Here is a 16,757-nt window from a genome sequence, read left to right as displayed (position 1 = left end):
TCAGCCTCCCGTCCCCGCCGCCGCGATGCAGGCCGCGACCACCGCCACCAGCGCGGCGCGGTCGTCCTCGGTCAGCGCGCCGGTTTCGGCGATGCGCGCCACCGCTTCGGGGCAGTCGGCGGCCAGCCGCTCGGGCAGCGCGGCCTTGAACCGCTCCACCGCGGGCAAGGGCAGCGGATCAAGCTGACCCGAGGCGGTGGCGGTCAGCAGCGCAAGCTGGGTGGCAAGGCTGGCGGGTCGGAACTGCGGCTGGCCCAGCATCGCGCGGATCCGCCGCCCGTGGTCGATCCTGGCCTGCGTGCGTGCATCCACCATCGCGCCGAAGCGGGTGAAGACCTCCAGTTCCAGAAACTGGCCATAGTCGAGTTTCAGCGTGCCGACCGCCGCCTTCATCGCGGGGGCCTGGGTCTGACTGCCGACCCGGCTGACCGACAGGCCGACGTTCACCGCCGGTTTCTGGCCCTCGTAGAACAGCTTGGGCTCCAGGAAGATCTGGCCATCGGTGATCGAGATCAGGTTCGTGGGGATATAGGCCGTCAGGTTGCCGCCCTGCGTTTCGGCGATCGGCAGCGCGGTCAATGACCCGCCGCCCTTTGCAGCGTTCAGCTTGGAGGCCCGCTCCAGCAGCCGCGAATGCAGGTAGAACACGTCGCCCGGATAGGCCTCGCGCCCCGGCGGGCGGCGCAGCAGCAGCGACAGCTCGCGGTAGACGATGGCGTGCTTGGTCAGGTCATCATAGACCACCAGCGCATGCATCCCCTTGTCGCGGAAATATTCCGCCATGGTGCAGGCGGCATAGGGTGCCAGCCACTGGGCGCCCGGCGGCGCATCCGCCTCGCCCACCACCACGATGCAGCGCGCCATGTTGCCGCGGGTGCGGATCGCCTCCACCACCTGCCCCACGGTCGAGGCCTTCTGGCCGACCGCGCAGTAGATGCAGATGACGTCGGTATCCTTCTGGTTTAAGATGGTGTCGAGCGCCACCGCGGTCTTGCCGGTCTTGCGGTCGCCGATGATCAACTCGCGCTGGCCCCGCCCCAGCGGGATCATCGCGTCGACCACGGTCAGCCCGGTCATCAAGGGTTCGGTGACCAGTTCCCGGTCGGCGATGCCGGGGGCCGGGCGTTCCAGCGGGTCGTGCCGTTCGGCCACGATGGCCGGGCCATTGTCGAGCGGGCGGCCGATCGGGTCGACCACGCGGCCCAGCAGCGCCTCGCCCACCGGCACCCGGATGATCTCGCCGGTGCCGCGCACCGCGCTGCCCGCCACGATGCCCCCGGCGCTGTCCAGTAGCACGACGCTCGCCTCGGCCTCGGTGACGCGCAGCACCAGTCCGCGGGCGCCGTTGGCGAATTCCAGCACCTCTTCCGACCGGGTGCCGGGCAGGCCGGTGACAGTGGCAACGCCGTCGCCGATCCGGGTGACGGTGCCGACATGCGCCACCACCGGCGCGAACGGCATCGCGGAAAGCCGGTCACGGGCGGGGCCGAACCAGCCATGCAGGGCATCGTCAAGCTCACTCATCGCCCGCCAGCGCCCCCTTTGCGGCGGCGATGCGATCCGCCCAGCCGAATTTCAGCACCGAATGCGCCAGCCGCAGTTCGGCACCGCCAAGGATCGCCGCATCCTCGGCAAAGGTCAGCGTGCCCGCGTTGCCCAGCAACGGCATCAGCCGCTTGGTCCAGGGGCCATGATCCTCGGGCGCCAGAGGTTGCGCCGTCACCACGCTCGCCTCCGCGCCCGGCGCGGCCATATCGGCGGCCAGCCGGTCACGTTCGCCCTTTGGCAACGCCTCCAGCGCGCCCGCCAGCCCGTCGAGAAACACCCCCGGCGCGACCTTGGCCGCCGTATCGGCAAGGATGCGCCCGGCAAGCCCCGCCGCCAGCGCGGCCACGTCGGCTTGCGCGCCCGCCACCGCCGCCTTGCGTTCCGCCGCGATGGCCTCCTGCGCCTTGGCCAGCAGCGCATCGCCCGCCGCCCGCGCCTGCGCGGCCGTTGCCTTGGCCGCCGCCTCGGCCTCGGCCGCCGCCTTGGCCAGCACCGCCACCCGCGAGGCCTCCAGCGCGGCCTGCGCGGCCTTCAGCGTCGCCGCCTCGGCCTCGGCCGCCGCCTTGGCAGCAACCGCTTCGGCCTGCGCGGCCTCCACCGTTGCCTTGCGCGCGGCGATCACCTTGCGCACCGGGGCGTAAAGGAAACGGCGCAGCAGCCAGACCAGAACGGCGAAGTTCACCGCCTGCAGGCCAAGGGTCCACCAGTCGATCGTCATCGGGCGCCTATTTCACGAACGGGTTGGCGTAGAGCAGCAAAAGCGCGATGACGAGGCAGTAGATCGCCATCGTCTCGATCATCGCGAGGCCGACGAACAGCGTGCGCGAGATCGTGCCCGACGCCTCGGGCTGGCGCGCGATCGCCTCCATCGCGGCGGCGAGCGCGCGGCCCTCGCCCAAGGCGGGGCCGATCGCGCCGAAGGCCACCGCAAGCGCGGCGCAGAGCACGGAAATCATCTCGATGGTCAAGGCGGTTCTCCTCAGGTTTCGACGGCGCCGATGGCGGCGCCAATGTAGACGGTGGCAAGGATGGTGAAGATGTAGGCCTGAATCACCCCGATCAGCACGCCCAGCACCATGAAGGGCACCGGCAGGATGAAGCCCGCAAGGTAGATCAGGATCGCCAGGATCAACTCGTGGCTCATCATGTTGCCAAAGAGGCGCACCATCAGCGACAGGATGCGGGTGAATTCGGACAACAGCGTCAAGGGCAGCATGAACGGGTTGGGTTTCAGGAAATGGCCAAGATAGCCCCCGATGCCCTGCACCTTCAGCCCGAACCAGTGGATCGACAGAAACACGATCAGCCCCAGCGCCGCTGGCGTCTCGATCCGGCTGGTCGGCGCCTTCACGCCGGGCAGGACGGCCGACAGGTTGGCGGTGACGACGAACAGAAAAAGCGTGCCCAGCAGCGGCAGATAGGGCCCCGGATCGCGTTGCAGGATCGCGCGGATCTGATCCCCGATCGCCTCCACCACGATCTCCAGCGTGGTCTGCACCGGCCCACCGTCGGGGCGCGCCCGGCGCAGGCCCAGCCACGAGACCAACGTCAGCGCCGCCATGATGCCCCAGGTCGTCACCACCGCGCGGCTGATCGGCACCGGGCCAAGGTGAAACAGCGTTTCCAGGCCGAACGGGCTTTCCATCAGCGATCCCTCCGCACGAACCGGGTCGCGGCGAGGCGGGCCACCACGAACCCCGCCGCGGTCGCCAGCAGCGGCCCCGCCCCCATCAGCGCCACGCGCCACAGCACCACACCGGCCAGCCCCAGCCGCAGCGCATAGTGCAGCACGATCCAGCCCGCCGGCGCCGCCTCGACATGCAGGCGCACGGTGCGCCACATCAGCGCAAAATAAGCCGCCCCGAGCGCAAGGCCGAGCGTGGCATAAAGCATGATCTGCGGCACCGTCATCGTCATTCGCGGCTCGCCCTCTGCCATGCCATCCAGAACCCGAAGCCCGCACCCAGCACGATGCCGACCGCGCTGAACAGCACCAGATGCCCGGTCACCCGGTCCAGCCAGCGGCCCAGCAGCACGCCCCCCAGCATCGGCACCACCACCAGCCAGGCCAGCGACCCGATCAGCGCGACGTTCTGCCAAGGCGCCCGCGTGCCCTCGGCGCGCAGGGCGGCCTCGCGCCGTTCGCGCTTCTTGACCGCCTCTTGCAGCGGGTCCGGCTTGCGCGGCCGCAGGGTCATGTCGGCCCCCCGTCATCAGGCGAAGGCGCCCTGCCATAGCCCGACGCGCTGCCAAGGTAGCGTTGCAGGCTGCGCATCGTCGCCAGATGCAGCCGCTCGGTCGAGACGCGCACGGCGGCCTCGTCGCGCTCGGCGGTGCGCAAACGGTCCAGCACCGCGCCCTCCAGATCGGCCAGCGCGTCGGCCGCCACCGCCTCGCGCGCGGCGACCGATACGGTCTGCCCGCCCGACACCCGCAGCACCCCGCGCCGCAGCGCCACGTTGTGCTCGGCCCCGCGCGTGTCGAACCAGGTCAGCACCGACACCGGCAGCACGGTCAGGAAATCGGCGTGCCCCGGCAGGATGCCGAAGCTGCCCGACATGTCTTCGGCCTGAATGCGCGCCGCGTCGGGGGCGTCGAGCACGAGGGCAAGCGGCGTGGTGACGATCAGCCTCATGCCGCCACCGCCGGTCCGGCCGCCTTTTCCTTCGCCTCGGCCTCGGCCAGCGTGCCGATCATGTAAAGCGAGCTTTCCGCCCAGTCATCTGCCTTGCCATCCAGGATCGCCCGTGCGCCCGCCAGCGTGTCGGGCAGCGCGACCGAGGCCCCCGCGATGCCGGTGAACTGCGCCGTGACGGCAAAGGGCTGGGTCAGGAACCGGATCAGCCGCCGCGCGCGCTTCACCGCCGTCTGGTCGTCGGCCCCCAGTTCCTCCATCCCCAACAGCGAGATGATCTCCTGCAGTTCGCGGTAATGCTCGATCAGGCGGCGCACCTCCTGCGCGATGTCGTAATGCGCCTGCCCCACCACGGCGGGATCGAGCAGCGACGACACCGAGGCCAGCGGATCGACCGCCGGATAAAGCCCCTGGCTGGCCATGTCGCGGCTGAGCACGAGCGTCGAATCGAGGTGGGTGAAGATCTGCGCCACCGCAGGGTCGGTGAAATCGTCGGCCGGAACGTAAACCGCCTGGATCGAGGTCACCGCCGCCCCCTCGACCGAGGTGATGCGCTCCTCGAACTCGGCGATCTCGGTGGCCAGCGTGGGCTGATAGCCGACACGCGACGGCAGCCGCCCCAGCAGGCCCGAGATTTCGCTGCCCGCCTGCACGAAGCGGTAGACGTTATCGACCAGCAGCAGCACGTCCTGCTTTTGCACGTCGCGGAAGTATTCCGCCACCGTCAGCGCGGCCAGGCCGACGCGCCAGCGCGCGCCGGGCGGTTCGTTCATCTGGCCGTAGACCAGCGCGGTATTGCTGATCACGCCCGACCCCTTCAGGTCGGTCCAGAGCTCGTGCCCCTCGCGCGAGCGTTCGCCGATGCCCGCGAACACCGACAGCCCGCCGTGCTTTTCCGCGGTCGCCCGGATCAGTTCCATGATCAGCACGGTCTTGCCGACCCCCGCCCCGCCGAACATCGCCCCCTTCGAGCCGCGCGCCAGCGGCGCCAGCAGGTCGATCACCTTGATGCCGGTCAGGAACAGCTCCACCCCGCCGCGCTGGCTCGCGAAGGGGGGCGCGGGGCGGTGGATCGGGCGGCGCGGCACATCGGCCGGAAACGGCACCCCGGCATCGACCGGGCGGCCGGTCACGTCGATCATCCGCCCCAGCACGGCGGGGCCCGCGGGCACCATCACCGGGCTGCCCGTGGCCACCACCGCCAGCCCGCAGTAAAGCCCCGCGGTTTCCTGCAACGCGACCGCGCGCACCGTGCCGGGGTCCAGATGCTGGTGCACCTCAAGCACCACCACCGCGCCGTGATCCCCGGTCACCCGCAGCGCGTCGTTCACCGGCGGCAGCGCACCTTGCGCAAAGGCGACATCCACCACCGAGCCATCGACCATCACCACGCGGCCGGTCGCTGGCAGTGGTTGCGGTTGCGGCACAGCCTCCACGATCAACCTCTTGTGCTTTGGTTCCAACCCTAACCCGCATCCACCGGGCCCGGCATTGATCTGCCTCATGGCATGACTCGCAGGATGGACCAAACAGGACACCGGGTCCACGCCGCATCGCCGCCTTGATCGTCGCGATCCCGGCCCGTACCCGACCGCCGCGAAAGGAGCGTCATGACCCGCCCGACCGATCCGCACCCGACCGATCCGCACCCCGTTCAGCCGCTCGATCGCGCCGTCCACGCCGCCGAGGCGCGGCTGAGCGGCGGCATCTCGCCCGCCTCGCTGTCGGCGGCCTGGCTCGACTGGGTCGTGCATCTGATGAACGCGCCCGGCCGTCAGGAAGAACTGCTGCAAAAGGCCGCCCGCAAAAGCGCAAGCTTCGCGGCCTGGCTTGCCCGCAGCGCCGGGACGGCAACCGATCCGATGATCGCGCCGCTGCCGCAGGATCACCGCTTCGACGCCCCCGCCTGGTCGCGCCCGCCCTTTGCCGCGCTGGCACAGGCGTTCCTTCTGACCCAGCAATGGTGGCACAGCGCCGCGAAAGGCGTCGAAGGCGTCAGCCCGCATCACGAGGATGTCACCGCCTTCGTCGCACGCCAGATCCTCGACACGGCCTCGCCCGCCAACTTTCCGCTGACCAACCCCGAGGTGCTCGACGCGACAATGCGCAGCGGTGGCATGAATCTGGTGCGCGGCTGGTCGAACTTCGTCGAGGACTGGCAGCGCGCGCTGCAAGGCCGCCGCCCTGCTGGGGTCGAGGCGTTCCGGCCGGGCCACGAGGTCGCGGTGACCCCCGGCAAGGTGATCCTGCGCAACGACCTGATGGAGTTGATCCAATACGCCCCGACGACGCCCGATGTGCATGCCGCGCCGGTGCTGATCGTGCCGGCCTGGATCATGAAATACTATATCCTTGATCTGTCGCCCGCGAACTCGCTGGTGAAATACTTGGTCGATCAGGGCCATACCGTCTTCATGATCTCGTGGAAGAACCCGACCGAGGCCGACCGCGACCGCGGCATGGAGGATTACCTGACCCTTGGCGTGGTGGCTGCGCTCGACGCCGTTCAGGCGGTGGTGCCGGGGCAGCGGGTGCAGGCCGTCGGCTATTGCCTTGGCGGCACGCTGCTGGCGATCGCCGCCGCCGCGCTGGCGCGTGACGGGCTGGACCGGCTTGCCTCGGTCACCCTCTTCGCCGCCCAGACCGACTTTACCGAGGCCGGCGAGATCATGCTGTTCATCGACCAGAGCCAGGTCGCCTTCCTCGAAGACATGATGTGGGACAAGGGCTACCTCGACACCACCCAGATGGCGGACGCCTTCCAGATGCTGCGCTCGAACGACCTGATCTGGGGCCGGGTGGTGCACGACTACCTGATGGGCGAGCGCGCGCCGATGACTGACCTGATGGCCTGGAACGCCGACGCCACGCGGCTGCCCTACCGGATGCACTCCGACTACCTGCGCCACCTCTTTCTCGACAACGATCTGGCCGAGGGGCGCTATGCGGTCGGCGGCAAGGCCGTCGCCCTGACCGACATCCGCGCGCCCGTCTTCGCCGTGGGCGCCGAGACCGACCATGTGGCGCCGTGGCAATCGGTGTTCAAGATCAGCCTGCTGAGCGACACCGAGGTGACGTTCCTCTTGACCTCCGGCGGCCACAACGCGGGCATCATCAGCGAACCCGGCCACCCGCACCGCCACCACCGCGTCGCCACTCGCGAGGAAGGCGAACCCTATGTCGCGCCGCAGGACTGGCTCGCCGCGCACCCCACGCACGAGGGCTCGTGGTGGCCGGTCTGGGCCGCCTGGCTGGCGGCGCACGGCGGCACGATGACTGCCCCGCCCGGCATGGGCCCGCCCGGCATGGGCCCGCCCGGCGCCGCCCCGCTGGCCGATGCTCCGGGGGGATATGTGTTGGAACGGTAAGCCTATTCCAGCCGCGCCGGAAAGCCCTCGGCGCGCAGGTCGGTGCCCAGCACATCCTCCAGCAGCTTCACGATCTGGGTCGATTGCGCCTGCCCGCCATAGGCCGCCTTGCCCTTGACAAAGGTCTGGTTCGTCAGCCCGGCGAGGTCCAGCGGCACGCCGAATTCCCGCCCGAACCCCATCGCAAAGCCCAGATCCTTCAGCGCCAGATCCATCGTGAAGGCGATGTCATAGCTGCCGTTCAGGATCAGTTGCCCCTCGGTCTCGTGCACGAAACTGGTGCCGGATGAGGCCGCGATCGCCTCCCAGGCCTTCTTCAGGTCCAGCCCGCCGCGCTTGGCCAGCATCAGCGCCTCCCCATCGGCGACCAGATGGATGAAGGCCAGCATGTTGGTGATGACCTTGATCACCGCCGCCGAGCCGAGCGGACCCATGTGGAAGATCTTGCCCCCCATCGCCTGCAGCGCCGCGCGGTGGGCCTCAAACAGCGGCTCCGGCCCGCCCGCCAGCACGGTGATCTTGCCCTGCCCGGCCAGATGCACACCGCCCGTTACCGGGCTTTCCAGCGTCTCGATGCCGTAGTCCGCGGCCAGCCCGGACAGCCGCAGGATGTCGTCGCGGCCCAGCGTGGACATCTCGATCCAGGTCGCGCCCTTCCGCATCGCGGGCAGCATCTCGAACAGCACCGCCTCCGAAACAGCGGGCGACGGCAGGCAGGTGATCACCGCATCCGACGCGGCCGCCACCTCGGCCGGGTTCGCCGCCAGCGTCGCCCCCATCGCCACATGGCGCGCCGCCAGCGCCGGATTGCGGTCGTAGACGGTGACCGCAAAGCCCTCGCGCAGCAGGCTCGCGGCCAGGTGACCGCCCAGATTGCCCAAACCGATATAGCCGTATTGCATCATTTCTCTCCGACTGCCCCGCCGCTAAGCACCAAGCACTTTCACTTATCGAACATTCCGCCCCGTTTCGCTCAGTCCCGCACATGAATCCGGAACGCCGCCCGGATCGCCGCATCCACCTGCGGATCAATCTGGTTCCCGGCCTTGGCCAGGATCGCGTTCTTGCGCGCGATCGCCCGGTCCAGCAGTTGCGGCTTGCCCGCCTCGACCCATTCCTTCGGGCTCATCCGGTTGGCGACCGCGGGGTAGATGTATTCCGTCTGCATCAGGCTCAGCGTCTGCGCGTGGCCCAGATAATGCCCCGGCCCCTCCAGGCAGACCTGCCGCATCGCCTCGATGCTGACCGAGTCCTCGGTCACGTCGATCCCGCGCACGCAGCGCATCGCCTGCCCGAGCAGATCATCGCCCAGCACCAGGCTTTCCAGGCAGAACCCCAGCAGCGAGGCATGCATCCCCACTGCCTCATAACACATGTTCAGCCCCGACAGCCCCGCCAGCGTGTTGGTGATGCCCTGCTCCCAGCCCGCCTGCATGTCCGGCAGCTTGCTGTCCGAAATCCCCGAGGCCGCGCCGCCGGGAAGCCCGTAGTACTGGTGCATCTGCGCGCAGCCCGCCGTCAGCAGCGCCTGCTCGGCAGACCCGCCCGACATCGCCCCGGTGCGCAGGTCGCTGACAAACGGCCAGGTCCCGAAAATGCAGGGGAACCCCGGCATCATCGCGTTGACATAGACCAACCCGGCCAGACACTCCGCCACCGCCTGCACGATGGCCAGTGCGATCGGCGCCGGCGCAGTCGCCCCCGCCTGCCCCGCCGACAAGAGCAGCATCGGCATGCCGCCCCGCACGCAGGCCTCCATCGTGATGCACGACTCCTCGGCGAACTTCATCGGCGGCACGACAAAGCAATTGGAATTGCTGACGAACGGCCGCTCGCGCCACTTGTCCTCGCCACCCGCGATCATGTGCAGCATCTCGAAGCAGCCCTTGACGTGGGCGGGGTCGCTGAACGAGGTGCCCACATGCTTCGTCGTGCCCGCGCAGCAGGCGTAAAGCGTGTTCACGTCCATCTCGTAGTTGTCGACGATGTCGCGGCACACCATCGCGCGCTGGAAGAAGTGCACGTTGTCAAGGTGATGCGTCAGCTTTGCCGCGGCATAAAGATCGGTCGAGGTCGAATCGCGGTACTCGTTGCGCTCCAGATCGACGATATGCACCGCCGCCCCCGCCGTGCCGTAGTGCACGTTGGTGCCCTTCAGGTGCAGGTCGTATTTCGGATCGCGCCCGTGCAGGGTGATGCCCCGCGCCGCCTTCGCCAGCATGTCCTCGACCAGCGCGCGCGGAAAGCGGATGCGCCCGTCCTCGCCCAGGATCGCGCCCGCCCCGGTCAGGATCTCCACGCCCGACGCGGGCGCGTTGGCAAACCCGATCACCTCCAGCGCCTCCAGCGCCGCCAGATGGATGCGCTCCATCCCCTCGGGCGTCAGCGGCTTGTACTGGCCGCCCGGCATCCCCGCCCGCACCGGGCGCAGCGCCTCGGCCAGCGGCGCGGACCGCACCGCCACCCGGTTCGCCCGCCCGCCCGCCCGGCGATTGCGCGCCGGCGCACAGCCTTCCTCGATCACGTCCATCGCCGCGTTCCCTTCCTGATGGCCATTCATCCTGGCCCAAATATCCCGCAGGGGTCCGGGGGCGCGCAGCCCCCGGCGCCCGTCACATCCGCACCCGCTCCGCCTTCGGGTCATACATCGGCGCCAGCGAGGCCGTCGCCGCCACTCGCCGCCCGGCGATCTCGATCTCGTAGGCCGAGGCCAGCACGGCCTCGGCGCTTTCGCCCTTGCAGGGCACATAGCCCAGCCCGACCGCGCCGCCCAAAGCGTGGCCGTAGTTGGCCGAGGTCACGATCGACACGATCTTGCCGTCGCGCACCACCGCCTCGTTGTGGAACAGCATCGGTTCGGGGTCGGCCAGCAGGAACTGCACCAGCCGCCGGTTCAACCCCGCCTCGCGCTTTCGCAGCACCGCCTCGCGGCCGATGAAATCGCCCTTGCCGGTCTTCACCGCAAAGCCGAGGCCCGCTTCCAGCACATGATCCTCGTCGGTGATGTCGTGGCCGAAGTGGCGGTAGGCCTTCTCGATCCGGCACGAATCCAGCGTGTGCAGGCCGCAGAGCGTCAGTTCCGGCGCGGCCTCCACCAGCGCCTCGAACACATGGGCCGCCTGATCGGTGGAAACGTAAAGCTCCCACCCCAGTTCGCCGACATAGGTCACCCGATGCGCGCGGGCCAGCCCCATGCCGATCTCGATTTCCCGCGCGGTGCCAAAGGGATGCCCGGCGTTGCTGAAATCATCCGGGCTGACGCGGCGCATCAGGTCGCGCGCCTGCGGCCCCATCACGCAGAGCACCGCTTCGGCCGCCGTCACATCGGTGATCACCACGAACTCGTCCGCCAGATGCTTGCGCAGCCAGGCCAGATCGCGCCGCAGCGTCGCCCCCGGCACCACCAGGAAGTAGCAGGTTTCCGACAGCCGCGTGACCGTCAGGTCGCACTCGATCCCGCCGCGCGCGTTCAGCATCTGGGTGTAGACGATGCGGCCCGCCTCTACGTCCATCTCGTTGGCGCACAGCCGTTGCAAAAAGGCGCAGGCGTCGCGCCCCTCGACCCGGATCTTGCCGAAGCTGGTCATGTCGAACAGGCCCACGCCAGTGCGCACCGCCATGTGTTCGGCCTTCTGGTTCTCGAACCAGTTCTGCCGCCCCCAGTCGTATTTGTATTCCCGCTCCTGCCCCGGCTTGGCGAACCAGTTCGCGCGCTCCCAGCCCGCGACCTCGCCGAACACCGCGCCGCGCGCCGCCAGATGCGCGTGCAGCGGCGACCGCCGCACCCCGCGCGCCGTCGCCATCTGCCGGTAGGGCCAGTGGTCGGCATACAAGAGCCCCAGCGTCTCGCTGACCCGTTCCTTGAGGTATTTGCGGTTGCGCTGGAACGGCTGCGCGCGGCGGATGTCGACCTCCCAGAGGTCGAACGGCGGCTCGCCGTCGTTCAGCCACTCCGCCAGCGCCATGCCCGCGCCGCCCGACGACACGATGCCGATCGAGTTGTAGCCCGCCGCGATCCAGTAGCCTTTCAGCTCCGGCGCCTCGCCCAGATAGTAACGATCATCCGGCGTAAAGCTTTCCGGCCCGTTGAAGAAGGTGTGGATGCCCGCCATCTGGAACATCGGCATCCGGTGCATCGCCGCCTCCAGGATGGGCTGGAAATGGTCGAAATCCTCGGGCAGCGAGTCAAAGCTGAAATCTTCGGGGATGCCCGCCATGCCCCAGGGCTTGGCCTTGGGTTCAAACGCGCCCAGCATCATCTTGCCGGCGTCCGACTTGTAATAGGCGCATTCGTCCGGCACCCGCAGAACCGGCAGATGCCCAAGCCCTTCAATGGGTTCGGTGACAAGGTAGAAGTGCTCGCAGGCGTGCAGCGGCAGGCTGACGCCCGATTGCGCCGCCAGATCGCGGCCCCACATGCCGCCGCAGTTGATCACGATATCCGCCGCGATATGGCCGCGCCCCTCGGTGGTTTCCCAGTCCACCCCGGTCACCCGCGCGCCGTCATCGGTGACGCCCGTCACCTTCACCCCCTCATGGATCGCCGCGCCGTGCATCCGCGCGCCCTTGGCCAGCGCCATCGCGATGTTGGCCGGGTCGCACTGGCCATCCAGCGGCAGATGCACCGCGCCGACCACGTCGCCCACCTCGATGTGCGGATACATCCGCTTCACCTCGGCCGGGCTGATCTCGGTCACCGCCACGTCGAAGGCGCGCGCCAGCGTCGCCTGCCGCAGCAGTTCCTCGTGCCGGTCCTTGGTCAGCGCAACCGAGATGCTGCCGACCTGCCGCATGCCGGTGGCCACCCCGGTCTCGGCCTCCAGCTTGACGTAGAGGTCCGCGGAATACTTGGCCAGCCGGGTCATGTTCTGGCTGCCACGCAACTGCCCGATCAGCCCCGCCGCGTGCCAGGTGGTGCCGCTGGTCAGTTGCTTGCGTTCCAGCAGCACCACGTCCTTCCAGCCCAGCTTGGCCAGATGATAGGCCAGTGAACAGCCCGAGATGCCGCCCCCGATGATGACGGCGCGGGCTTTGGCGGGAAGGGTCATTGCGAAGGCTCCGATGGAACGAGAACGAGTTTGCCGGGATAGCGCCCGGCGGCAAGATCGGCCTGCGCGGCGGCAATGTCGCGCAGCGGATAGGTTTTCGACACCACCGGGCGGATGCGGGCGGTATTGATGATGGTCACCAGCCCGGCGAAGACCTCGCGCGGCTGATGGGTGGCGCCGAACAGCGTCAGGTCGTTCAGGTAGATCGTGCGCAGGTCGCCCTGCACTACCGGCCCGCCCACCGCGCCCGAGGTGGCATAGCGCCCGCCGGGCACCAGCGCCTCCAGCCGCTCGCCCCAGCCCGCGCCGCCGACCACGTCGATCACCACGTCAAAGCCGCGCCGGGGTGGCGCGTCGGCGCGGTTCAACACCTTCGCCCCCGCCGCGCGCACCGCCTGCGCCTTGGCCGGGCTGCACTGGCCGGTGACTTCGGCCCCGCGCAGCAGCGCCAGTTGCACCGCCGCCAGCCCGACCCCGCCCGAGGCGCCGGTGACCAGCACCCGCTCGCCCACCGCCACGCGGGCGCGCGCCAGCAGGTTGAACGCCGTGCCATAGGCGCAGGGCATCGCGCCGATCTCGACATCCGACAGCGGCGAGGCGCTGACGTCGTGCAGATGGCGCGCGGGCACCACGCAGTATTGCGCAAAGGCCCCGTCATATTCCGACCCGATCGCCACGAAGTGCAGCGGATTGGCCGCCGTGGGTTCCGACTGGTTGGTGGGGCAGATCACCCGAATGCCCGGTGCCAGCCCCTCCACCCCCTCACCCAGCGCCACGACCCGGCCGCAGAGGTCCGAGCCCTGGATGCGCGGAAAGGCCATCTCGCCCGCCCAGCCGGCGCGGCCCTCGCCCTTGCCGTACCAGCCCAGCCGGGTGTTGATGTCGGTCGCGTTCACCCCCGCCGCCAGCACGCGCACCAGCACCTCGCCCGGCCCCGGACGCGGCACCGGCAGATCGTCGCGCCAGACCAGCGCCTCGGGCCCGCCGTGGCAGGTGAGTTGCACGCCCGACATGACGGCGGGAAGGCTCACGCCCGGATCCTTTCGTTCTTCGCATCCCACAGCGCGCCGTCGCCGGTGACGATGGTCGGGAAGCGGTCGCCGAAAATCTCCACCTCCAGCGCCGTGCCGGGCACCGCCAGATCGGCGCGCAGCATCCCCAGCGCGACGCAGCCGCCGACCCGGTGCCCCCAGTCGCCGCTGGTGGTCTCGCCCACCACCTTGCCGTCATGCCAGAGGGTCGACATGTAGGGCGGGTCGTTCTCGCCCGCCTCCACCGTCAGCACCACGAACCGCTTGGTCACGCCCGCCTGCTTTTCCGCCGCCAGCGCCGCCTTGCCCCGGAAATCGGGCTTGGCCCAGTCGACGAACCGCTCCAGCCCGCCTTGCAGCACGGTGTAGTCGGTGGACAGATCGCCCTTCCACGCCCGATAGCCCTTTTCGATCCGCAGGCTGTTCAGCGCGAACATCCCGAACGGGCGCAGACCGTGGCCCCTGCCCGCCGCCATCACCGTGTCAAACACGGCAGGCGTATCGGCGATGCGGGAGTGAATCTCCCAGCCGAGTTCACCCGCGAACGACACCCGGAACAGATGAACCTCGGCCCCGGCGATGGTCGCGGTCTGGAAGGTCAGCCAGCCCTTCGCCAGATCGGCGTCGCTCACCGCCGCCAGAATCGCGCGCGATTTCGGGCCGGTCAAGATCTGGCACGACCAGTGATCGGTGCCCTCGCTGAGGGTAAGGCCCGCATCAAGGTGCTTGACCAACCACTCCCGGTCATGCGCCTGCGCGGTCGCGGCGGTGATCAGCAGCAGTTCCTCCTCGCCCAGCCGCGCCACCGACATTTCGGTGACGATCCGCCCCTTGTCGTCGGCGAAATAAGCCAGCCCCAGCCGCCCGACCCCCGGAACCTTCCCGGTGATCTGCCGCGCCAGCCACGCCGCCGCCCCCGCCCCGGTGATGCGGAACCGCGAGAACCCCGGCAGGTCGAGGATCCCCGCCGCATCCCGCACCGCCTCGCATTCCGCCTTCACCGCCCCGAACCACGGCCCTTCGCGCTTCCACGTCTGGGTGCCCGCCTCGGAGGTGTCATCCCCCGGCCGCGCATACCACAGCGCCCGCTCCCACCCGTTCATCGCGCCATAGACGGCGCCAAGCGCCCTGGTGCGGTCATGCACCGCCGACAGCTTCTTGTCGCGCCCCGCGGGCCAGGCGTGGCGCGGAAACTGGATGGCGTATTCGTGGCCGTAGACCTCCATCCCCTTTTCGACGCAGTAGGCCTGATCCTCGAACCCGGTGAAACGGCGCGGGTCGCAGGACCACATGTCCCACTCGGTCGCGCCCTCGGTGATCCATTCCGCCAGCACCTTGCCCGCGCCGCCCGCCTGACAGATGCCGAAGGTAAAGACGCAGGCCTCGAACGCATTCGGCACCCCCGGCATCGGCCCGATCAGCGGATTGCCGTCGGGCGCATAGGGGATCGGGCCGTTGATGACCTTGGTCAGGTTCGCCTTTTCCAGCAGCGGCACGCGCGCCATCGCATCGGCGATGTGCCATTCCAGCCGCTCCAGATCGTCGGGGAACAACTGAAAGCTGAAGTCCTGCGGGAACGGGTCATCCGGCGTCACCCAGTGCGCCTTGCAGTTGCCCTCGTAGGGGCCAAGGTTGAAGCCCTGCTTTTCCTGCCGCAGGTAGTAGCTCGAATCGACGTCGCGCAGCAGCGGCAGCTTGTGGCCGACCTCAGCCGACCATTGCGCCAGTTCGGGGATCGTGTCGAACAGCATGTACTGGTGGCTCATAACCATCATCGGCACGTCGCGGCCGAACCACTTGCCGACCTCGCGCGCATAGTAGCCCGCCGCGTTCACCACGATCTCGCAGCGGATATCGCCCTTCGGCGTCTGCACCACCCACTCGTCGCCCTCGCGCCGCACGCCGGTGGCGGGGCAGAACCGTTCGATCCGGGCGCCCATCTGGCGCGCGCCCTTGGCCAGCGCCTGCGTCAGTTGCGCCGGGTCGATATCGCCGTCGTAGGGGTCGTAAAGCGCGCCGGTCAGGTCGTGGGTTTCAAGGAACGGATACTTCGCCGCGATCTCGCCGGGCGCCAGCACCTCAAGGTCCATGCCCTGATAGCGGCCCATCCCACGCACGCGCTGAAACTCCTGCAACCGCTCCCGTGTGTGGGCCAGCCGCACCGACCCGGTCACATGGTAGTTCATCGGGTAATCGACCGCCTCGCCCAGCCCGCGGTAGAGCCCCGCCGAATAGCGCTGCATGTTCATGATCGACCAACTGGAGGAAAACGTCGGCACGTTCCCCGCCGCGTGCCAGGTGGAACCGGCGGTCAGCTCGTTCTTCTCCAGCAGCACGCAGTCGGTCCAGCCGGCCTTGGCCAGATGATAAAGCGACGAGGCGCCCACGGCCCCGCCCCCGATGATGACCACCCGCGCCTGCGTCGGAAACCCGCTCATGCCGCACTCCCCTGCTTCGGGGCCGAGTATCCGGCGGCGCGCGGGCGCTTTCAATTCATCCCGTGCCGGGATATTGATCGGAAAATCCGATCAGGACGCGATCATGCTGAATTCCCGCCTTCTGAACCGCTCCCGCGCCGTGCTGGCGGTGATCGACGTGCAGGCGGTGTTTCTGGAAAAGCTGGCGCCGGCCGAGCGCGCGCCGCTGGTCGCCCGCATCGCGTGGCTGATGCGGGTCGCGCGCGCGCTGGACATTCCGATCCTCGCGATGGGCGAAGACCTTGCCGCCAACGGCCCCCCGGTCGCCGAGGTGCTGGCCGAACTGCCGCCCGGCAGCACGGTGCACGACAAGCGCGTCTTTGGCCTTGCCGGGCAGCCCGATATCCTTGCCGCCCTGCGCGCGACGGGGCGCGATCAGCCAGTGCTGATCGGGCTGGAAACCGATGTCTGCGTGGCGCAATCGGCGCTGGGGTTGCTGGCGGCGGGCTTCGGCGTGACCGTGGTCAGCGACGCCACCGGATCGCCCGGCCCCTGCCACGCGGCGGGCCTTGCCCGGATCGCGGCGGCGGGCGCCAGCGTGCTGACCGTGAAATCGGTCTATTACGACTGGCTGCGCGACCTCGCGACGCTGGCCGCGGTCAAGCCGAAGATCGGCGCCGCGCTGCCGCCCGGCCTGACGCTCTGACCCG

15 protein-coding genes are annotated in these 16,757 nt (G+C 69.2%); 2 read left to right on the top strand and 13 right to left on the bottom strand.

The window, feature by feature from the left end; all coding sequences use genetic code 11:
* The 8 genes from AC11WY_RS08910 to atpD are packed head-to-tail and all read right to left on the bottom strand — an operon-like array spanning position 1 to position 5,625.
* Positions 1–1,524: a F0F1 ATP synthase subunit alpha gene (locus AC11WY_RS08910; protein WP_482924576.1), complete on the bottom strand. Its 1,524-nt coding sequence runs from the start codon at positions 1,522–1,524 to the stop codon at positions 1–3.
* On the bottom strand, positions 1,517–2,266 hold the full coding sequence (locus AC11WY_RS08905) for a F0F1 ATP synthase subunit B family protein (protein ID WP_482924574.1): 750 nt from the start codon (positions 2,264–2,266) through the stop codon (positions 1,517–1,519). The genes AC11WY_RS08910 and AC11WY_RS08905 overlap by 8 nt, the downstream gene beginning before the upstream one ends.
* A 7-nt stretch (positions 2,267–2,273) precedes the next feature.
* Positions 2,274–2,504 carry a F0F1 ATP synthase subunit C gene (locus AC11WY_RS08900; protein ID WP_482924622.1) on the bottom strand — a complete coding sequence of 77 codons (231 nt, stop codon included), beginning with the start codon at positions 2,502–2,504 and terminating at the stop codon, positions 2,274–2,276.
* A 23-nt stretch (positions 2,505–2,527) separates the two neighbouring features.
* Complete coding sequence (atpB, locus tag AC11WY_RS08895) at positions 2,528–3,193, bottom strand: F0F1 ATP synthase subunit A (protein ID WP_482924572.1); 666 nt, start codon at positions 3,191–3,193, stop codon at positions 2,528–2,530.
* Complete coding sequence (locus AC11WY_RS08890) at positions 3,193–3,465, bottom strand: N-ATPase subunit AtpR (RefSeq protein WP_482924570.1); 273 nt, start codon at positions 3,463–3,465, stop codon at positions 3,193–3,195. The genes atpB and AC11WY_RS08890 overlap by 1 nt, the downstream gene beginning before the upstream one ends.
* Positions 3,462–3,746, bottom strand: a complete 285-nt coding sequence (locus AC11WY_RS08885) for an AtpZ/AtpI family protein (protein ID WP_482924568.1) — start codon at positions 3,744–3,746, stop codon at positions 3,462–3,464. Before AC11WY_RS08885 ends, AC11WY_RS08890 begins: the two co-directional genes overlap by 4 nt.
* On the bottom strand, positions 3,743–4,183 hold the full coding sequence (locus AC11WY_RS08880) for a F0F1 ATP synthase subunit epsilon (protein WP_482924566.1): 441 nt from the start codon (positions 4,181–4,183) through the stop codon (positions 3,743–3,745). The genes AC11WY_RS08885 and AC11WY_RS08880 overlap by 4 nt, the downstream gene beginning before the upstream one ends.
* A complete protein-coding gene (gene atpD / locus AC11WY_RS08875) occupies positions 4,180–5,625 on the bottom strand; it encodes a F0F1 ATP synthase subunit beta (RefSeq protein WP_482924564.1) in 1,446 nt (481 codons plus the stop codon). Before atpD ends, AC11WY_RS08880 begins: the two co-directional genes overlap by 4 nt.
* A 168-nt stretch (positions 5,626–5,793) precedes the next feature.
* Between atpD and AC11WY_RS08870 the strand changes: the two genes are divergently transcribed.
* Positions 5,794–7,551, top strand: a complete 1,758-nt coding sequence (locus AC11WY_RS08870) for a PHA/PHB synthase family protein (protein ID WP_482924562.1) — start codon at positions 5,794–5,796, stop codon at positions 7,549–7,551.
* Positions 7,552–7,553: 2 nt separating this feature from the next.
* Here AC11WY_RS08870 and AC11WY_RS08865 read toward each other — a convergent pair whose 3' ends face one another.
* The 5 genes from AC11WY_RS08865 to AC11WY_RS08845 all read right to left on the bottom strand — a co-directional run bounded on the left by AC11WY_RS08865 (position 7,554) and on the right by AC11WY_RS08845 (position 16,068).
* The gene (locus AC11WY_RS08865; RefSeq protein WP_482924560.1) at positions 7,554–8,453 is read right to left on the bottom strand and encodes an NAD(P)-dependent oxidoreductase; all 900 of its coding nucleotides are present in this window, start codon (positions 8,451–8,453) and stop codon (positions 7,554–7,556) included.
* Between the two features lie 71 nt (positions 8,454–8,524).
* Complete coding sequence (locus AC11WY_RS08860; RefSeq protein ID WP_482924620.1) at positions 8,525–10,081, bottom strand: trimethylamine methyltransferase family protein; 1,557 nt, start codon at positions 10,079–10,081, stop codon at positions 8,525–8,527.
* Between the two features lie 82 nt (positions 10,082–10,163).
* On the bottom strand, positions 10,164–12,599 hold the full coding sequence (locus AC11WY_RS08855) for a GcvT family protein (protein ID WP_482924558.1): 2,436 nt from the start codon (positions 12,597–12,599) through the stop codon (positions 10,164–10,166).
* On the bottom strand, positions 12,596–13,630 hold the full coding sequence (locus AC11WY_RS08850; RefSeq protein ID WP_482924556.1) for an alcohol dehydrogenase catalytic domain-containing protein: 1,035 nt from the start codon (positions 13,628–13,630) through the stop codon (positions 12,596–12,598). Before AC11WY_RS08850 ends, AC11WY_RS08855 begins: the two co-directional genes overlap by 4 nt.
* Complete coding sequence (locus AC11WY_RS08845; protein ID WP_482924554.1) at positions 13,627–16,068, bottom strand: GcvT family protein; 2,442 nt, start codon at positions 16,066–16,068, stop codon at positions 13,627–13,629. Before AC11WY_RS08845 ends, AC11WY_RS08850 begins: the two co-directional genes overlap by 4 nt.
* Before the next feature lie 103 nt (positions 16,069–16,171).
* Between AC11WY_RS08845 and AC11WY_RS08840 the strand changes: the two genes are divergently transcribed.
* A complete protein-coding gene (locus AC11WY_RS08840) occupies positions 16,172–16,753 on the top strand; it encodes an isochorismatase family protein (protein WP_482924552.1) in 582 nt (193 codons plus the stop codon).
* The last annotated feature ends 4 nt before the right edge of the window (positions 16,754–16,757 follow it).

It is taken from the genome of Solirhodobacter sp. (assembly GCF_964715405.1).
This window is presented reverse-complemented; position numbering and strand designations above follow the sequence as displayed.

Coding starts and splice junctions, on each gene's coding strand:
- AC11WY_RS08910 (WP_482924576.1), bottom strand. CDS start 1,524: ATGAGTGAGCTTGACGATGCCCTGCATGGCTGGTTCGGCCCCGCCCGT.
- AC11WY_RS08905 (WP_482924574.1), bottom strand. CDS start 2,266: ATGACGATCGACTGGTGGACCCTTGGCCTGCAGGCGGTGAACTTCGCC.
- AC11WY_RS08900 (WP_482924622.1), bottom strand. CDS start 2,504: ATGATTTCCGTGCTCTGCGCCGCGCTTGCGGTGGCCTTCGGCGCGATC.
- atpB (WP_482924572.1), bottom strand. CDS start 3,193: ATGGAAAGCCCGTTCGGCCTGGAAACGCTGTTTCACCTTGGCCCGGTG.
- AC11WY_RS08890 (WP_482924570.1), bottom strand. CDS start 3,465: ATGACGATGACGGTGCCGCAGATCATGCTTTATGCCACGCTCGGCCTT.
- AC11WY_RS08885 (WP_482924568.1), bottom strand. CDS start 3,746: ATGACCCTGCGGCCGCGCAAGCCGGACCCGCTGCAAGAGGCGGTCAAG.
- AC11WY_RS08880 (WP_482924566.1), bottom strand. CDS start 4,183: ATGAGGCTGATCGTCACCACGCCGCTTGCCCTCGTGCTCGACGCCCCC.
- AC11WY_RS08870 (WP_482924562.1), top strand. CDS start 5,794: ATGACCCGCCCGACCGATCCGCACCCGACCGATCCGCACCCCGTTCAG.
- AC11WY_RS08865 (WP_482924560.1), bottom strand. CDS start 8,453: ATGCAATACGGCTATATCGGTTTGGGCAATCTGGGCGGTCACCTGGCC.
- AC11WY_RS08860 (WP_482924620.1), bottom strand. CDS start 10,081: ATGGACGTGATCGAGGAAGGCTGTGCGCCGGCGCGCAATCGCCGGGCG.
- AC11WY_RS08855 (WP_482924558.1), bottom strand. CDS start 12,599: ATGACCCTTCCCGCCAAAGCCCGCGCCGTCATCATCGGGGGCGGCATC.
- AC11WY_RS08845 (WP_482924554.1), bottom strand. CDS start 16,068: ATGAGCGGGTTTCCGACGCAGGCGCGGGTGGTCATCATCGGGGGCGGG.
- AC11WY_RS08840 (WP_482924552.1), top strand. CDS start 16,172: ATGCTGAATTCCCGCCTTCTGAACCGCTCCCGCGCCGTGCTGGCGGTG.